This window comes from Rhodopirellula sp. J20-39 (assembly GCF_057365095.1).
Map to the genome: position 1 here is coordinate 5672483 of NZ_CP195123.1, position 16632 is coordinate 5689114.

Sequence of the window (16632 nt, forward strand, 5' to 3'; positions counted from 1 at the left end):
AGCACCGTCGGACAAGCCGACGCCGAGGAACGCTTCGCGGGGGTCAGGCTAGGTTTTCGATTTTCAATGTCATAGAATATTGGCCTTTTACTTCTGAAGTTCTGACCGGAAGCGCGGACTGATGGCGAGGCAACTTCGAGTACAGTTTCCTGGTGCGATTTATCACATTGTCACGCGTGGTGATGGACGACGTCCGCTTTTTCATGACGATGGCCACTATGATCGGATGACCAAAGGCCTCAAAGAAGAAGTCACTCGATCAGGCTGGAAAATTCTGGCGTTTTGCTGGATGCCCAATCACATCCATTTGTTGTTGCAAACCCCCGAACCCAACCTCGCTCGAGGAATGCAGCACTGGCTCTCGGGATATGCCAATTGGTACGCCAAGCGAAATCAACGCGTCGGTCACCTTTTCCAGGGACGCTATAAGGCATTCCTTGTTGAAGACGCTGGTTACTTCTGGTCACTCAGTCGGTACATTCATTTGAATCCTTGCTCAGGTACTCGTCCTTTGGCAATCACTCCTGACGCTTGGGAACACAGCAGCTACGGCGGATACGCTCGCAAGACTAGCCGAGTGGATTGGATCGTTTATGACGAACTGCACCAATACTGGGTGGCCGCAAATGGAGGAAAAGACGCGGCAAGGGCCTACCGGCAGTACGTCAGCGATGGGCTGGAATTGCCGGAAAATCCGCTTTCCCAAGCACTCTGCGGCTGGGTTCTTGGTAGCGAAGCGTTTCTCAAGAAGGCCATCACGATGGCTCAGTCCAGCGATACTCAGGAACGGCAGCGCACTACTCGCCGTTTGAAGGCCGTCACCTGCGAAGAAATCATGAAAGAAACCGCTGCCTACTATCATGTCAACGAAGCAGATTACATCGGTTTTCGCAGTGCCGCCGCGGGGCGTGATATCGCGGCATTGTTATGTCGTCGTTGGACTGGCGAGCCACTTTCTAAACTATCCGAACGCTTCGGACTGTCTCATCCCGATAGCGCATCGAACCTTGTTCGCCGTGCCAAGAAGCGAGAGACGGAGTCGAAGTCCTACCGCAAAGCGATCCAAGAAATCGAGTACAATCTAGACCTGGAAACCGAAAACCTAGCCTGACCCCGCGAAGCGTTTCCTCATTGTTATGTCGTCGTTGGACTGGCGAGCCACTTTCTAAACTATCCGAACGCTTCGGACTGTCTCATCCCGATAGCGCATCGAACCTTGTTCGCCGTGCCAAGAAGCGAGAGACGGAGTCGAAGTCCTACCGCAAAGCGATCCAAGAAATCGAGTACAATCTAGACCTGGAAACCGAAAACCTAGCCTGACCCCGCGAAGCGTTTCCTATTGCGGATCATTTCCTGTAAGAGTCGACAGCGGAGCAAGCCAGTCACCTTTGGGTGACTGGCTTGTTTTCTTGATGCGCAACTCGTCCGATGTTTAGCCCGCCTTACTTGTTTTCATCCGCCGAGATGCATTCGATCGCTCTATAACCAGGAGCGTCAAGCCAATTTTTGTTCCAGGCGACTCGCCACTTGCCGTCTGTCTCCACTGTGGCTCCCCCAATGTCGGGTGACCTAATGCGTCTCAATCGCTGGAGGCGAATAGTGCAGATCAAATCCTCTCCCAGGCCAAATCCAATCAACCTACGGCGGCGGTAGTCTTTTCGGTAAACAGAGATCTGCGCAAACGCGATTGGTAAATAGGACGCGAGACTACTGCGGTGGGTCTTGCGAGCATGTCTTGTCGCAGCTTTCAGGATCCGCCGTTTGTGGAGGGTGATGGCATTACGTAGATCAGTCTCGACGCACGACTCGATGACAACACTTCCACTTACAACTGCACCCCATGCATTTCGATGGATTTCAGAATCTCGGCAAACAATGTCAGGGATACCTCGATCATCTCGTAGTTTCTGCAGCGTCGCTGGGACCGAAAGTTGAAAAGCTTTTATCAGAGTATCGAGTTTGCCTAGAAGGGCAGGCATCGCAGGTCTCGGTGCGAAAAACACTAAGTCGTTCTCCAGCACGCCCGCGTAGCTAGCTATGTCGTCAGTGTTTGACTCCCGAAGTGACTTCAACTTCTCTCCGTCAAACGCAGCCCAACCTGCCGAAAGACGTGAAGAAAGTGACAAGAAGTAGCGGTCGTATCCCTGCGCAAAGACCTCGGCAAGAATTCCCGTTTGAATGGCCGAAAAGTGGACCTTGGCGTAGTGACGTGTTGTAGGTTTTGCGTAGACAATCAATTGCGAGCAACCGTTTATTTCGGATTCCACGCATCCCTCAACGCTCCACCAAGAAGCGGCAGTCTCTTCCTTCAATTCTTCGACCAGCAATTGCCGTGGGGGGACGAATCCAGATTCTTCACGCACGAGAAAGAACACTTTGATCGCGGCGGCCATACCGTTGCAGGTGTCTAGTAGATCATCTACTAATCTGACAAACGACCGAATGCTGATGGTTTCCTCGTTTCCTTTCTTGTCGCGGTAGCAAATTTCACTCTGACGAAGAGTAATTCCGCCATGTCCAATTCCGTTTCGCACCGTGTTTTGATAGTGCCGAACGAAACTCCCGTGCGTTGTCCCTTTTAACTCTTCCGCGATGGAGTAAGTGTCGAGACCATCAGTTCCCTTCCCGCGATCAAGTCTCGAGAAGTGGGCAACGACACGAGCAATTGGCGTAAGCACTGCCTCGATCAGACGCAGATACCCTGGATGAAAGAACTTGTCGACGAATCGAAAGATCTCAATTTCATTTTCTAAATCTAGTTTCAGGTCCGTCCACGCTTCTCTGTTCAACTCCCCGAGAAAAAGCAAAGCTCGATTGATCTCTCCGTCGTGATCCTTGAGATAGCTTTTGAGCTCCACATCGTGAGTCGTTGCCCGTGTATCGAGCCAAGCGTAGAGAGACTGAAAGTCTGATTCGTCAAAAAATCGATGAGGTCGCGAGTACAGATAAGGACGAAGACTTAGGAAATTTGGAGTCAAGCATGATTGCAACTGAGGAAAGACGTCGAGAAGCAATGAACGATCACGCGAGTTCTGTTCTCGGGTGAGTCCGTTCTGGACAGAATCATATATTTTTAGTGTTTGTGGCATTTTCGAGGCAATGCAAGGAAGACATCGTTTTGGTCAGTGGACTCCACTGCAACGCGACTGGCGACGCTTAGCAGCTTTCCGGGGTGATTCCCAGACGCAGCCCCTGTTCCTCTATCCACGCCATCAGAGCGGCATTGGCTTGAGGTTCAGCACCTTCGCTCACACGTTCGCAGAGGGATTCTATGGGACAACGGACAATTGGTTCGAGCGGATTCACCGTGCCGAATGGCGGTCCAATGTCCCAATGAAACTCGACAAACAGGAAGCGACGCCCCATCTTATGCCTGATACCGATGAATCCATGATCTTCGTTTCTGTAAACACCAAGGTTCAAGTTTCGAGAATAGACTCGGTAAAGCCAACCGTTTTTACAGTCTTCGATTCGGAGTCGTTCAGGTAAGTCTCGCATTGTCTCAAACTTCAGTGGGCATTCATCGGTCGAAGGTCGTAAGTCTAACTTCTCTTGATTGGACTCGCCTTGCACTGACGAGCGATTGTAAGAATCGCCTGTTGAATTTCGGGCGAAACGCCGTCCCAAATCTCGATCAATTCGCGAAGCAAATCGTCGCTTTATTGGCTGCACCCAAGACTGCACCCACCGCTTCGGAAACATCCGTTTCAACCGTGTTTTCGCTGGTCGTGCTATTCCTGCCGGGGGAAGGTGCGGCTACGCAAGTCGCTCTCTCCAGTAGCCTGGCTTTCGCTTCGTGTGAGCCCACGCCACAACGAAGACTCTCCTGCCACGAATGACGTAGACGAAAACAAACGGGAACTTTGCGAAACGAAAGCCTCACGTTTCCAAAAGATACGCTGACCAAGACTCGGGCGAACGCTCGACGAGTTCTTCGGCGGACTTCACAAGCGTCCGAAACTCGGTGGCCGCTTCTTCGCTTCGCTCACGATACCACTGGACTGCTTCGCGAATCTCGCGGATGGCATCGGGGTGGAACTCAATCTCGTAGCTCAATTTCGCCATCAATCATCTTCCATGCTTCGGATGACGGAATCGTCTTCACTCGTCCACTGTCAATATCGGCGATGCGATTGCTAATCTCGTCAGACCACGCCTCGCGAATCTCTTGCGATTCGTGGTCGTCCGTTTCGCTTTCCAAGCTGGCAAGAATGGCGTTCGCAACCACCGCTCGATCAGCCGGAGCAAGTTGCAACGCAGATGTGATGAGTTGATGGGTGGATTCGGACATGAGTGGATCATTGGGTGAACGATGACGCCGGTCCCAGTATATCAAGCCGACATCATCCAGTCGAAGACCGACTTTCGACGATGGTTTGGATGATGTCCTTGGTGGCTTGGTCCAGCGTAGACCAGGACTGCACGAGCGTGCGTCGTGCGGAATCTTCGATTGCCAATGAGCCCACTGCACCGAAAATCGCACCACCACCTAGGCGAACCTCCTGTTTACCCGGCGTTCTGCGAGGTTGTGCCATTCCTGCCGAAGGCAGGGTAATTTTGCATCGTGGCGTGGGCAAACGACCTGCGTGCGACCCTGGGGGACTACAATTTTGGGCGTGACGACAATTTGTTCGAGGCTGCCAATGCCTTCATTCAACTCCCAAAACGGACACAACGTCGCACCGCAGCCCCCTGATTCCTTTGGCCCACTTTTCGTACACTGCACCGCTCTGCTATCACCGCGGACCATTCGATTCTTCGTCTGTCTCGTTGCGGTTTAGCAAACGAAGTTCCCCACCCTCCCTCCAAAAAATCATTTTTTGGAACCGACACGCTTCTTTCGATTCATTGAGGTTCATTACCCATGGTGTCCATTCTCGCTGACAAACTGCACGAGTATCCCCAACAAGATGTGATCGACGGAACCGGCGGAGGACCGGATTCGATTCTCGATGACTGCCTTAATGAGAACGATGGGGTTTTGCAGCTAACACACCGCTACGCTGGCCGGACATTTTGTTCGCCGGGTAAACGGCTTCGCCTTGATGAAAAATCGTATTACCCGGACTACATGAACGGGACGGGGCTCGATGAACTGTGGATGTGCTGCACCGTGCCGATCGTGACGGGTGTCATCGATACTCGCACGAACAAAGCACCGTTTCGTGAAGGTGAAGCGCACGTCCTGACTCCGAACGGGCAGTTCATCTCGTTGCAGGATCTGATCGCTGCCAATCCAGAAGCGGTCATGGGTGAGAAGGTAACGGCGTTTGCGAAATCACTTTACGGAACGCCGACTTGGCCGATCGTTTCCAAGAAATTTGACAATCTGAACCCGATCCCACATCACCTTCACTGGTCCAAGTGGGAAGTCTACGACATCAACTCGTACGACAATCCCGGAGTCAGTCCATCGCATTACCACACCACGGCAATGGGGCTGTACCCGTTCGTGACCAAGGATGAGTTTCTGGCCTGCATGAAGCGATTCGGACAGGGCGAGTACAACGGAGTCCGCCATTTGTCGCCTCACACGATGATGCATATTGATAACGGCTTTGTGATGCCCAACGGTGTACTGCACTCGCCAACGGACCTTTGCACTCACGAATTGCACGTCACGATGGACGAGCACTTCTTGGCCGAAGACCTGACGCTGGATGGAAAAATCGGAGCAGCGGATGCGTTTTACGCATGCAGGGAAGAGGACTATCCGAAGGATCGTCACGAAGACTGGGATTACCTGGTGGAAAAGTTCGACTTCGCCGCCAACCAGGATCCCGATTTCGTTCAGAAGAATCGGCGTCCGGCAATCACCGCTGAAGAGTTTTCAGGCGATGGCGTCGACGCCAAGTGGATCGTCTACTGCGACTTCCTTGGCGATCAAAAGTGCTCAATCCTGCGACTGACTGTTCAGCCTGGCGGTAAGACTCAATTTTGCCCAGAAAGCCCCACGTTGTTCCACACCAACGGCGGAAGCGGCCGCGTTGGAAAACTCGAAGTGCGATATCACCAAGATATGGTTCTCGGCGAGGTCTATCCCGAAATCGGGTTCATCACGCAGGCCGCTCTTGCCAACGGTGGCGTTGAAATCGAGAACACAGGATCGGAACCACTTGTGTTGACCTTCGACTTCCCGCAGAACGCACATCCCAAGACGCCCGGGGCTGGCGTTACGAACTAGTCTCGCGTTCTTGGTAAAGCGGCGATCAACTCAATTGCACGTCGTTACCCGCGAGTAGCATGTTGGGCCACAGCAAATGCGAACCACGGGAAGACCACGACGTTGGTTGGTGGTCGCGTGGCTGCAAGGCTGCTCGACGACTTGTCGAAAGCAGCTTCGTCCTTGAATGGAGCGTCAATTATTTTGCCAGCAGAAACTGCCGAAGACTGGATAGCTGCATGCAGCTGTTTTCGAAAATCTCTGCCGCAGTGACCGATGTTGGACTCGAGTTAGACTCGTGAGTTCGCCCCACATCGGTTACGGGCGAGCGTGACTGCCCCATTCATCGCATGGGGCGACTAACGTCATGGGCGTTGTTTCCTGCTGAGCCGGGAAACAACCTCATGTTTCAACGTCTACTAGTAACTCCGTTTTGCAATCGCTCCGATTTCCCAACCGGGATATCTTTGAGCGACTTTCTGCCTCGCGATGATACTGTTCTGCGCACTGACCATGACGGTGCGTCCGTAGCCGTAGCGATTCATCGGACGTATCGCAACTTCCCATACGTCAGTGACTCCGGCCTGCACAGCCAGCAAACCTAGCTCCATCATTTTCATCTGTTGCAATTGGCCGGTGGACTGATAGCGTGCTCGTGCTCTTTGCCTAAGCCGGCTATCAAGGGCCAAACGTTCCCGGCTTTCAGTTTCGTAACGATCGTCTTCGCTAACCTCTGCCTCTTGCGACGCTTGCCAACGCATAAAACCTGGCGCGATCTGCTGGCTCTCTTGGAGCGTCAACAGCGACAGCGGAATCGTGATCATCCCACGTTCCCTAAGATCAAGCTGCACGCCCTCGACCGTGTACTTGAAGGGGCCAGCGCCGAGATCAGCGAGGTGCATCTCAAGTTCCGATACCGAGGTGATTTTCGCTTCATCAATCGCGGAAACCACGTTGGGCAAAATCTTGCGGTAGGCCTTGGGCAGTTCGTCCAATTGACGATCGTTCACCCAGATCCTTCCTCGCTCACGTTTGACGATCAATTCTTGCCGACCGAAACCGACCAACCTGCCAGCAATCTCCTCGCCGTCACGGAGTTTCCAAATGAAGTCACCATCAAGGTTTTCATCTTCTTGATTGGCAAGCTCATGGTTTCGAACGAAATCCGTATCCGAATCAGAAAGCTCGTCACGACGCAGGGCAATCAATTCACCGTCCTGGCGTTCTAGAACGACGAGCTGCTTGTTGACGGTTAGCAACTCCGCCTCGACAGTGTAATTCCCGCTTGCGTCAGTCCAACGCCGCATATCGTTCGCAGCGGTCGTGGTCGGGAATGCCAGCGAGAAAACGCTGGCTAAGAAAATCATTGAATAGATCGTTGGAAATCGCATTGGTCACCGTTTGCGTAAATAAGGAAACTTCACATAAAGCGGTCACGCATTTCGCGTGCCAAGCGACTGGGTGCCAAGCGACTGGGTGCCAAGCGACTGGGTGCCAAGCGACTGGGTGCCAAGCGACTGGGTGCCAAGCGATCGCATGATTGCATTACGTGTCGGAGTGCCGTTGCTGCTTTCGCAAACGCCAAAGCCACCAGGCGAACATCGCTAGGACCACCCCAGTGCTTACCCATCCGAGCGGCCCGGCGAGGTCGGCGTAGTTGTCGCCTAACCAATACCCGATTCCCGCCAGCAGTACAGTCCACAGAATTGTGCCAATCGCGGTAAAAATGCTGAACCTCCACAATGGCATCGCAGCGAATCCGGCCGGCACACTGATCAGCGTCCTTAGTCCCGGAATCATTCGGCAAACGAGCACGGTGACTGCTCCCCATTGATCGAACCAATCATCGACACGATCCAAGTCATTCGGCGTGATGGTCAACCATGCACCGTGCCCTTCAATCCAGCTCGACAACTTTTCTTTACCGATCCAGCGACCAACGAAGTACCAAAGCATTGCACCGACAAATGATCCGGCACTGCCGGCAGCGACGACGGCCAGGAATGAGTCATGCCCCTGACTCACCGAATACCCTGCCCACGGCATAACGATCTCTGACGGGATCGGCGGAAAGATGTTTTCGAACAACATCAGCGCACCAACACCCAGTGCGCCGAACTGCTCCAGAAATGTTTTGATCCATTGTTCCATCGTGTTAGCCTCGCGGAGGATTGACAACAACGACGCTGCAAGCTGTGTACCACCTAAACGGATCTGCCGGACTGAAAGACCAGAACTCTCTGCAGGGTCCCGCTTCGGTTTATTTCCGACACTGAGGGATTCGCTGAATCACGAACTGATTGGCTGGACCAGTGATACCTTTAGTTGCACTGCAGCGATCCGCAACAAAGGCGATCGTCGATAAACAGGGAGTTTGGCTCACAGAGAAAAAGAGCTAGCAGGGAAAATTAGCTAGTAGGCACGGCGAAAGAACTAGCTGAAGCGTGTAGGCATCCATTAACGAAACTTCTCCCGACAAGCAAAGACCTCCCCGGACGGCACGTCATTTGCAAATAGCTACCGTAGTCGGAGGCCAATCCTTCGATAGCACAGGCCGCTGGTCCGTGCTGGTCCGCTGAATAGGTTTGGAGAGAGAGAATGAGCGACACGAATCCGGAAATTGAAGAGCAGCTTGACGCTCTGACGCAGATCTGTTGCGAGACTCTCAAAGGTGACGATTCGGGTATGGTCGATCGCAGCGACGCCTTGCTGAAATCACTGTTGATGAGTGGCTATGTCCGCAAGACTGGGCAAGATATCACTGCCGACTTAGAAAGCCGAGTAAAGAGCCTATGCCCAGAACCCGCCATGCACCGTGGTGGTGCACTGTCGGCGATCACTGGAAAGCTGCAACAAAAGCTCGATAAACTCGTCCAGTGGGAATCGGAGCATCCACAGGATCAGTCTCCAGCTAAAGCGGCAAACATTAGCTCCGCAACCGATGCGTGATGCAGGAGCAAAATCATGTCGAAATGCTTAATCGCTGAATACGAGACGAACGCCGCTGCGAAGATTGGCTTGGAAGTTTTGGAGAAGAGTGGCTTTACACTGAGTCACGTTTCCGTTGTTTCCAGTGCCGATGATCCCGCGGCCCGACACATTCATGAACTGCACGATGATCCAGAAAGCGGGAAGTCAACCGCTTCCGCCCCAGAGGGTCGTAACACTTCATTGGGGATGCTGATTGGCGGCACGGTCGCTGCACCTATCGCTGCAGGGACGTTGATTGGACCCTTCATCATCGCGGGGCCACTGGTTGGGATGGCAATCGGTGCTGCAGTCGGCAGTCTACTGGGAATGGAAAGCTGGGGCGTCACCCACGATGTCAGCGCTGACTACGAACAACGGGTCAAGTCCGGTTCGGTGCTGGTTGTCGTTCACGACGCAGACGATTTTCAGCTTAGTGATGCCGAAGCCTCTCTAAAAACAACCAGCCCGAAATCACTCGAACGACACACATAACCAATTGAGACGACAACAGGCATGTAAACCACTGTTTGTGCCGCAAGCTTTCAATCAGGGAGTCCCATCATGAGCTTCATCCGACTGCTAATCGCGTTTATCCTGCCGCCACTTTCTGTCTACATGCAGTTTGGGGTCAGCAAACATTTTTGGATCAATTGCTTGTTAACGTTGCTAGGATTAGTACCAGGGATGTTGCACGCCATCTACATCATGGCTTCACGACCACCGGGACTGGCAAAGTTGGAATAATTCTTCGCTGTAACTCATGCTTGCTGCAAATCGGTGCACTCACGGCGTAAAGTCGGCGACTTGCTGCGATCGTCCCATATTGTGGGTAACAAGGGATCCTAGCGAAGCTGGAATTAACTCGCCAAACGTTAACGTATTCTCAGGCGTGCTCGGCAAAGTGAGCCTTACCATAAGGAGGGATCATGATTGACCGACCGATTCGCCGAATGCTGTGGTGGCTAATGTTAGCAATCGTCGGGGCATTACTTGCAACTGCATTTCTGCCTTTGCTACCTGTCGACCAGTGGTGGATTCGGGTCGGCGACTTTCCACGATTGCAGCTTTTAATCACCTATCTTGTTGCACTTCCGATGTTGTGGTTCTTTCGTCATCGGAAAATGGGTGTTGGCGTCGCAGCGTCGGGGCTACTCATCGCCTGCCTTGTTCAAGTCTACTGGATTCATTCATATCTGCCGCTGGCGACTCCGCAAGTTGAAACGGCCCGAAGCGATGCACCTGACAAGCAACTGCGGGTGATGGCAGCGAACGTATTGGAAACGAACCAAAATGCTGCCGCCTTGTTAAAACTCGTTGCCGAACGCAACCCAGACTTGCTGGTACTTTGTGAAGTTAACGAGCGTTGGTCCAAGGACATCGAGTCGTTGAAGGACCAATTTGCAACTCACTTGGTGCATCCACAGGAAAATGGCTACGGCATCGCACTGTACAGCCAACTCGAAATGCCGCGGTGCGAATTGCGGGAAATCGTTCGCGAAGCAGTTCCATCAATCGACGCCGATGTCGTCTTGCGAAATGGTCAGGTAGTTCGTGTTTTTGCGGTTCATCCTAAGCCGCCACATCCGGGAACGGATACCACTAAACGAGATGCAGAATTGGTGTTGGTCGGCCGTGAAGTCCGCAACGATTCTAGCGTGATCGTACTAGGCGATTTGAACGACGTCGGTTGGTCGAGGACGAGCAATTTATTCCGTGAGATGAGCCAACTTCTAGATCCGCGAGTTGGAAGAGGGTTCTACGCGACCTTTGATGCCACGTCCTGGGTCATGCGATACCCTCTCGACTACGTATTTCACAGCGACGACTTTCGTGTCGCAGAACTGGAAGTTTTGCCGTCGATCGGGTCGGACCATTTTCCTCTCTGGATCCAACTCAGCCACGAGCCGAAAGCGAGCGATACGCAGGCTGCATCAGATCTTGATGCCGGTGATCGCGAAGACGCGGAGGACGCTGTCGAGGCAGCAGATTAGTGGATGGCATCCAACTCAGCAGTGTGGTTTGCGGGAACGCTCGATGTGCTAATTCCGCCGAACAGTTCGGAAAAATTGGCCAGCTATCAATTCTGCTGTCGCAATCGATAACCGATGGTTCATTAGCGAACACACTGGAGGAAGAGAGTGCAGCAATTCGGGCAATCGCGATTGGCTAGGAACCCGGTGCAGTCGCTTTCTGTTGAACTCCTTTCCTGCAAGTAAGCAAGCCTACGGCCACTCTGAGGAATCAGACTTATTGCTGTCTCTCAATGAAGCAACGGTCGAAAGTGAACCAGATGCTGCGAATCCTGCATGGTGATTAGCTGAATTCCTCTCCCTGGGGGCTGGCATCCGATCGCTGCAATCGGAACAGAGTTTGCTGCGACTCTAGGCAGTTCACTAAACTCCTTGCCCCTTCACTGGGAGATTCCCCACATGAAAATCACACAGCGAAAAATTGTAATCGTCGCTGCGGTTGCCACTTTTGGACTGCCATTCACAGCAGGCAGCGTTCGTACATCAGTCGCTCAGGATGCCACCTTGTCTGAGTCGCCGGTCGAAGCGACCAACACGTCACCCAACATCGAATCCTCTCGTTCCGAGTCACCAACCTCTGAAACGTCTAGCCCCGAACCCCCTAGCTCTGAAACGTCTAGGTCCGAAGCACCAAACCCCGAATCAGTTGCCTCCAACGCCCCTAAGCAGACTAGCCAACAAGATCATGCTGATGATGACTCGCCGGCACTCGGCGTGATGGTCGGCTCATGTCCCGGTGAAGGTGTTTGCGTCCTCGATATCGTCCGGGGCAGCCCAGCGACCCGGGCAGGCATTGAACCAGGCGACTATATCTTGGCCATCAACGATCAATCGGTCTCAACCCCAAGAGACCTAAAGCAACGAATCAGTGAACTGAACACCAACGATCAAGTCGCCGTGAGTGTTTGGCGACAGGGCCAGACAATGGTCAAACAGGTGACTTTAGCAAGCGAAGCCAAAGAGCTACCTGGTAGTCACCGCGGGTGGCTGGGCGTCCAGTTGTCTGCAGGCACCGACGGAGACAAAGGTGTTCACATCCAGGATGTTCACCCGCGCAGTCCGGCAATGCGAGCCGGTCTGAGGTCTGGCGATGTCATCACCAAACTTAATGGAGAGGCGATCGAGTCCATTGATTCGTTCGTCACTCAAGTTCAAGATTTCGAACCTGGCGAAAAGCTCGATCTATCGGTCCGGCGTAACGACGACGAACAAACGATCGACGTGACACTGGGACAAGTTAGCGATGCCCCGCTACAGTGGTTTCGACAATCGTTTCGGATGCCAATGGATGATTCTACCTTCCCAATGCCACTGTCACCCGAGGCTGGTTTAGTGGATGAGGTGATCGACGATATGCGGGCACAAATTCGTTCGCTGCAAAAGCAGGTTGATGAACTGAAACGTCCCACCGCTCCTCCCGTTGATAGCTCACTGGAAGGTGCCGAGGAAGCTCCTGCACCAAAATCAAACCAGGAAGATCTATCGACTCTGGAAGACGTCGCGTCACAACGTCTGTTCTTGGCCCAGTACGATGGCACGCGTGAATTACCACCGAACATCAGCAATGACTGGACCCGATCGCGTTACAACAACCCAAACTATCAGAATCGAGACCGGGACCGAGATCGAAATCGTGGCGACTATCGATATCGCAGTGGATACCGTTCGTATTCCCCCTACTTAAACAGGGGATATCGAAACAATCCGTATCGGTATTACAACTACGGCGGACGTCCCTATTACTACAGCGGTGGTTATCCGTACGGCTTCCGTGGCGGTATCCAAGTCAGGCCCAACTACGGAGTCTGGTGGTAACCAACGATTTGGCAAGCTAGCAATTGCCATTCCGCCATGTGTCGCTACATGGCGGAACCAGGGACCAGGAACCAGAGACCAGAGACCAGAGACCAGAGACCAGAGACCAGAGACCAGGGACCAGGGACCACGATACGAATAAAAGGACGCTCGGCAATGAAGTGATTTGCCTAGCGTCCTGCTCTAACGAGCGAGCTTCAAACTTCTTCATCGACGAAGATAATGTGTCGGAAGTAATGCTGCGACTCGAAACTAGTCCCGAGTGCTCCGATAATGATGCCAATGGAAGCGATGAAGAGACTCATCTTGATCTTTAAGAACACGGTAATCCCAACCGGTGACAATTGAGACGACGCCGCCCATGAAGCGATGAGACTATCTCCAAACAGCGAACCGCTCACCAACACTCCGATCAGGCATAACCATAGCCAAGTAACGACCATACCGACCCATACGATTCCGATTGCTGAACTGGCCGTAACAACTGCTTGCTCGCTGCGGCGTCGTCCGTGATGCACGAGCAGTTGCTGCCGAACAATTACATAAGTTGTCGTTAATAACCAGGCAGCGATTGTCAGAAGTGCCGAACTCGTCCAGGTTTGCGACAGTGCTAAATCCCACGCTTCCGCCGTCATCAGCAACACGGCAGCGGTTGACACAGATGCAAGCGTCAATCCGCTCAGGCGACGCGGGAATTGCCAGGGACGTGCGGCGACCATGGCTTCGGAAATCTCGCGGCGATTGATCCACCCGGCACGGATTGCGAACATCAATGCATTGAGTTGGCGGCCACTGACTTCTTCCAGTCGTTGATCGGCCACTTCACTCAACGAAGTCCGTTGCTGCGAGATCTGGTCTGCCGTGAGGGTTTCCATCGCATCCAGCCCTTCGGCGTCGGCGGGCCGCAACATGAGATTGCCAGGATCATCGCTCGCACTCAATCCGGATAGATGTGAAAGGGAGTGGAGCATCAACCGGCTCAGACGATGTGCCACCCGCTGCACTCGAGTCGCCTCATCAGTTGCCTCACCCACTGCAATCGGATCGATGAGCGAAAGTGAGATTGCTGCGGCGTCGAGTGGACGACTCAATGCAGCCAGACAATGAGACGTGTAATAACTATCAAGATCTGCCGCGGTCAGCACAATGGAATAGTCCCAGTGCCGTGAATCACGTTCTTCGACTGCGCGTTGCAATAAAATGCTTGGCTCAACCACGCTCCCATCAACCAACTCCGGTCTGCGGATGATGAACAAATCAAACTCGAAGTCAGGAAAGTGTTTTCCTAAAAACTCTTTGGAAGTCTTTGTGGCGAGACTGGTTGCCCTCTCGTCGACCTTATCGAGCAACCCAGCAACGATGATGCCGATTTCGATAAGCGGTTGGTTAGGTTGCATATTCAATTTCATAAAAAAACAGATGGGCGAGAGCCCTCTGGTCCAGCACTAACACTGGACGATTGGCGTCATTCCGCTAGGTCGTGTCACACGACGAGCGTTTTCGCCACGTTGTAGGCGGGTTCGACGCGTCGTTTGGGATCAACGCGATCATCAGCAGGAAAAGCCCGACGACAATATGGTTCTGGTGCACATACGGAGGAGGCGTTCCAGCGAGTCGCCCCCAAGCAATCAAGCCGCTGGCTACCAACAAAATCAACAGGTGAGCGTGTCGCGTGGGACGCCAGTACGATAACCCAGCAAGCACCGCGACTAGCAAGGCAACACTCAAATCGCCCCACACGAGCGAGCGATCCGAAGCCGCGTGGAAAATCCACGGGCTCACCGCAAGCCAGACCGCAGTCATGATTTCGACAACTCGTCCCCACATCATGCCACCTCCCGTGACAATAGAGTCTCCGCCGCTCGCTCAAATGCCTCGTCACGATAACCCCAAAACGCACGCCACAACAAACGCTTGTCGTGATCTTGGGTCCACACGAGTTTCAAGTAGGTCAGGGAGGCTCGCACTTCATCCCAGGCCCAGTACACCAAGATCAACGAAATAGCGGCGGTGACCAAACACAGGAAGCACCAATCGCCAACGACAAACGCTTGGCACACGACCAAAATCACACTCACAATGCCAAGCGGAATCACATCAATGCCGAACAAAATCACGAGCCAGGGGCGATATTGCCAGCGACGAGTTGAACCGGCAAAACCGAGAATTGCGTCGCCGAGGTAAGCGATCACACCGAGTGCCGCATCGTGAATTCCCAAGATACTGTACATCGTTTTGGCTGTATCGGACTTCAGCACGCGGTTGCTACCCTCGCCGAAGACAGGGTCCCAGGAACTTTCGATCAGTCCCCACTGGTACATCGATAGATGCGTCGAGATCGCCGCTGCAACGAATGCGAGCAGGCAAATCGGAATCCGCTGACTCCACGCCGACGGATTGTGATTGTAAGGCGGAACATGTGCATCGAGGTCGTTCACGTCAACAGCCCGTTCATTCGATACCACTGGTCAGGATCGTCTTTTAATGATTGCGTGATCTTAGACACCATCGTGCGGAGTTCATGCGTTGGCTTCCAACCGAGAAGTTCCTTTGCGCGAGAGATATCGAAAGCGTAGTGATCGTCTGCCATATTCACCATGTACGGCTTAATGAATGCATCGCCACCAGAAAGCTTGTCGGTGACCGCCGCGCCGACCTTCGCAATAGGCTTGGGAACGTAAAGAGTCGACCACTCTTGCCCAAGCAATTGTTCCCCGATCAGATTTTGTAGATCTTCATAGGAAACCGGTTCCGCTTCACCGATCAAAATCGAAGTCTTCGACTCAATAGAATCGCGTCGCTGGACGGTGCGAACGATGGCGTCTACCGCATCGTCGATGTGAACTGAAGATTGACCAGCATCGGTGTCACCGGGAAAAAAATGCCCTTGAAAATCCTTCTCGTAGATACGCTTAACCTGCTGGACGAGTGTCGGTTGCCGACCGTAGTCGGTGTAGATTCCTGCAATGCGCAGAAACACCGACCGCACGTTGGGGTGTCCGTCTCGGATCAAACGCTCTGTTTCGATTTTGCTTTGTGGATAAGGCCATTTTGCATCCAGCGGATCCTCTTCGCTGATGTAATCCCCGACGTCGCACGGTGCATGGACCAGCGTCGTACTCGTAAAAACAAATTGCTCTAGCTCGAAATCTTCCAGTTCATTGAGCAGTCGATCGGTGCCATTGATCGTAACCTTTTCGTACAGATCACTGTCTTCACCGGAGAAATCGTAGTAAGCCGCCATATGAACGACGCTCGCCAGCTTCCCTTCCGTCAACCGACGAACCTTTTCCATCGCCGCTCGGACAGAAACAGAGTCAGATACGTCGCACTCAATGTCACGAACATGCTCGTGATCCTTGGGCGGTTCCGGCCATCCAACACGATCGAAGCCAAAGACCTGGTAGCCCAGTTCAGCCAATCGGGTGCAGATGGGACGCCCGAGCAGGCCAGAGCTGCCGGTGACGATTACAGCGGGTCTTGTAGCAGACATCATTTTCTCACACGTTTCGACAAGTTGACGTGTCGCGAAGTCATGCAAGTTTTATGCCATCGGTTATCCGACGAAACGAGCCGTTTGCCAGGCGACCATTTGCTTGTTCGAGACGTACCGTGCAAACAGGTGGGCCCGCGTTGTGTCGCTAGAGCAATCAA

The 16632-nt window shown here is 53.1% G+C and carries 19 protein-coding genes; 8 read left to right on the plus strand and 11 right to left on the minus strand.

The annotated features are described in order from the left end of the window. Positions 1–121: 121 nt before the first annotated feature. Together ACR3ZL_RS20570 and ACR3ZL_RS20575 are read left to right on the plus strand one after the other, a co-directional pair. Positions 122–1111 (plus strand): transposase, encoded by a 990-nt coding sequence (locus ACR3ZL_RS20570; RefSeq protein ID WP_473651222.1) that lies wholly within the window; start codon positions 122–124, stop codon positions 1109–1111. A 20-nt stretch (positions 1112–1131) separates the two neighbouring features. After that, on the plus strand, positions 1132–1320 hold the full coding sequence (locus ACR3ZL_RS20575) for a hypothetical protein (RefSeq protein WP_473651221.1): 189 nt from the start codon (positions 1132–1134) through the stop codon (positions 1318–1320). Between the two features lie 122 nt (positions 1321–1442). Here the strand turns inward: ACR3ZL_RS20575 and ACR3ZL_RS20580 are convergent, their stop codons facing one another. From ACR3ZL_RS20580 to ACR3ZL_RS20600, 5 genes are all read right to left on the minus strand, one after another. Continuing rightward, entirely contained in the window at positions 1443–2978 is a 1536-nt protein-coding gene (locus tag ACR3ZL_RS20580) for a hypothetical protein (protein ID WP_473651220.1), read from the minus strand. A 178-nt stretch (positions 2979–3156) separates the two neighbouring features. Continuing rightward, positions 3157–3498 carry a hypothetical protein gene (locus tag ACR3ZL_RS20585; RefSeq protein ID WP_473651219.1) on the minus strand — a complete coding sequence of 114 codons (342 nt, stop codon included), beginning with the start codon at positions 3496–3498 and terminating at the stop codon, positions 3157–3159. A gap of 381 nt (positions 3499–3879) precedes the next feature. After that, a complete protein-coding gene (locus tag ACR3ZL_RS20590) occupies positions 3880–4065 on the minus strand; it encodes a hypothetical protein (protein ID WP_473651218.1) in 186 nt (61 codons plus the stop codon). Further along, on the minus strand, positions 4040–4291 hold the full coding sequence (locus tag ACR3ZL_RS20595) for an addiction module protein (protein WP_473651217.1): 252 nt from the start codon (positions 4289–4291) through the stop codon (positions 4040–4042). The genes ACR3ZL_RS20590 and ACR3ZL_RS20595 overlap by 26 nt, the downstream gene beginning before the upstream one ends. Before the next feature lie 52 nt (positions 4292–4343). Continuing rightward, on the minus strand, positions 4344–4535 hold the full coding sequence (locus tag ACR3ZL_RS20600) for a hypothetical protein (protein ID WP_473651216.1): 192 nt from the start codon (positions 4533–4535) through the stop codon (positions 4344–4346). 329 nt (positions 4536–4864) lie between these two features. Here ACR3ZL_RS20600 and ACR3ZL_RS20605 point away from each other — a divergent pair, with 329 nt between their 5' ends. Next, on the plus strand, positions 4865–6184 hold the full coding sequence (locus tag ACR3ZL_RS20605; protein WP_473651215.1) for a hypothetical protein: 1320 nt from the start codon (positions 4865–4867) through the stop codon (positions 6182–6184). Positions 6185–6582: 398 nt separating this feature from the next. On the opposite strand, the gene ACR3ZL_RS20610 is transcribed toward ACR3ZL_RS20605, so the two are convergent. Both ACR3ZL_RS20610 and ACR3ZL_RS20615 read right to left on the minus strand, forming a co-directional pair. Then, complete coding sequence (locus ACR3ZL_RS20610) at positions 6583–7554, minus strand: SHD1 domain-containing protein (protein WP_473651214.1); 972 nt, start codon at positions 7552–7554, stop codon at positions 6583–6585. Positions 7555–7708: 154 nt separating this feature from the next. Beyond that, positions 7709–8314: a DedA family protein gene (locus ACR3ZL_RS20615; protein WP_473651213.1), complete on the minus strand. Its 606-nt coding sequence runs from the start codon at positions 8312–8314 to the stop codon at positions 7709–7711. A gap of 447 nt (positions 8315–8761) precedes the next feature. Here ACR3ZL_RS20615 and ACR3ZL_RS20620 point away from each other — a divergent pair, with 447 nt between their 5' ends. The 5 genes from ACR3ZL_RS20620 to ACR3ZL_RS20640 all read left to right on the plus strand — a co-directional run bounded on the left by ACR3ZL_RS20620 (position 8762) and on the right by ACR3ZL_RS20640 (position 12978). Then, positions 8762–9112, plus strand: a complete 351-nt coding sequence (locus tag ACR3ZL_RS20620; RefSeq protein ID WP_473651212.1) for a hypothetical protein — start codon at positions 8762–8764, stop codon at positions 9110–9112. Between the two features lie 15 nt (positions 9113–9127). Further along, positions 9128–9625 carry a DUF1269 domain-containing protein gene (locus tag ACR3ZL_RS20625; protein WP_473651211.1) on the plus strand — a complete coding sequence of 166 codons (498 nt, stop codon included), beginning with the start codon at positions 9128–9130 and terminating at the stop codon, positions 9623–9625. Positions 9626–9694: 69 nt separating this feature from the next. Continuing rightward, positions 9695–9877 (plus strand): YqaE/Pmp3 family membrane protein, encoded by a 183-nt coding sequence (locus ACR3ZL_RS20630; RefSeq protein WP_473651210.1) that lies wholly within the window; start codon positions 9695–9697, stop codon positions 9875–9877. 182 nt (positions 9878–10059) lie between these two features. Further along, a complete protein-coding gene (locus ACR3ZL_RS20635) occupies positions 10060–11124 on the plus strand; it encodes an endonuclease/exonuclease/phosphatase family protein (protein WP_473651209.1) in 1065 nt (354 codons plus the stop codon). Between the two features lie 438 nt (positions 11125–11562). Next, positions 11563–12978 (plus strand): PDZ domain-containing protein, encoded by a 1416-nt coding sequence (locus tag ACR3ZL_RS20640; protein ID WP_473651208.1) that lies wholly within the window; start codon positions 11563–11565, stop codon positions 12976–12978. A 197-nt stretch (positions 12979–13175) separates the two neighbouring features. Here ACR3ZL_RS20640 and ACR3ZL_RS20645 read toward each other — a convergent pair whose 3' ends face one another. From ACR3ZL_RS20645 to ACR3ZL_RS20660, 4 genes are all read right to left on the minus strand, one after another. Beyond that, positions 13176–14387: a hypothetical protein gene (locus ACR3ZL_RS20645; RefSeq protein ID WP_486172927.1), complete on the minus strand. Its 1212-nt coding sequence runs from the start codon at positions 14385–14387 to the stop codon at positions 13176–13178. 64 nt (positions 14388–14451) lie between these two features. Next, complete coding sequence (locus tag ACR3ZL_RS20650) at positions 14452–14805, minus strand: SPW repeat protein (protein ID WP_473653503.1); 354 nt, start codon at positions 14803–14805, stop codon at positions 14452–14454. Then, positions 14805–15416 carry a vitamin K epoxide reductase family protein gene (locus tag ACR3ZL_RS20655; RefSeq protein ID WP_473651206.1) on the minus strand — a complete coding sequence of 204 codons (612 nt, stop codon included), beginning with the start codon at positions 15414–15416 and terminating at the stop codon, positions 14805–14807. The genes ACR3ZL_RS20650 and ACR3ZL_RS20655 overlap by 1 nt, the downstream gene beginning before the upstream one ends. After that, a complete protein-coding gene (locus ACR3ZL_RS20660) occupies positions 15413–16471 on the minus strand; it encodes an NAD-dependent epimerase/dehydratase family protein (RefSeq protein WP_473651205.1) in 1059 nt (352 codons plus the stop codon). Before ACR3ZL_RS20660 ends, ACR3ZL_RS20655 begins: the two co-directional genes overlap by 4 nt. Positions 16472–16632 lie beyond the last annotated feature (161 nt).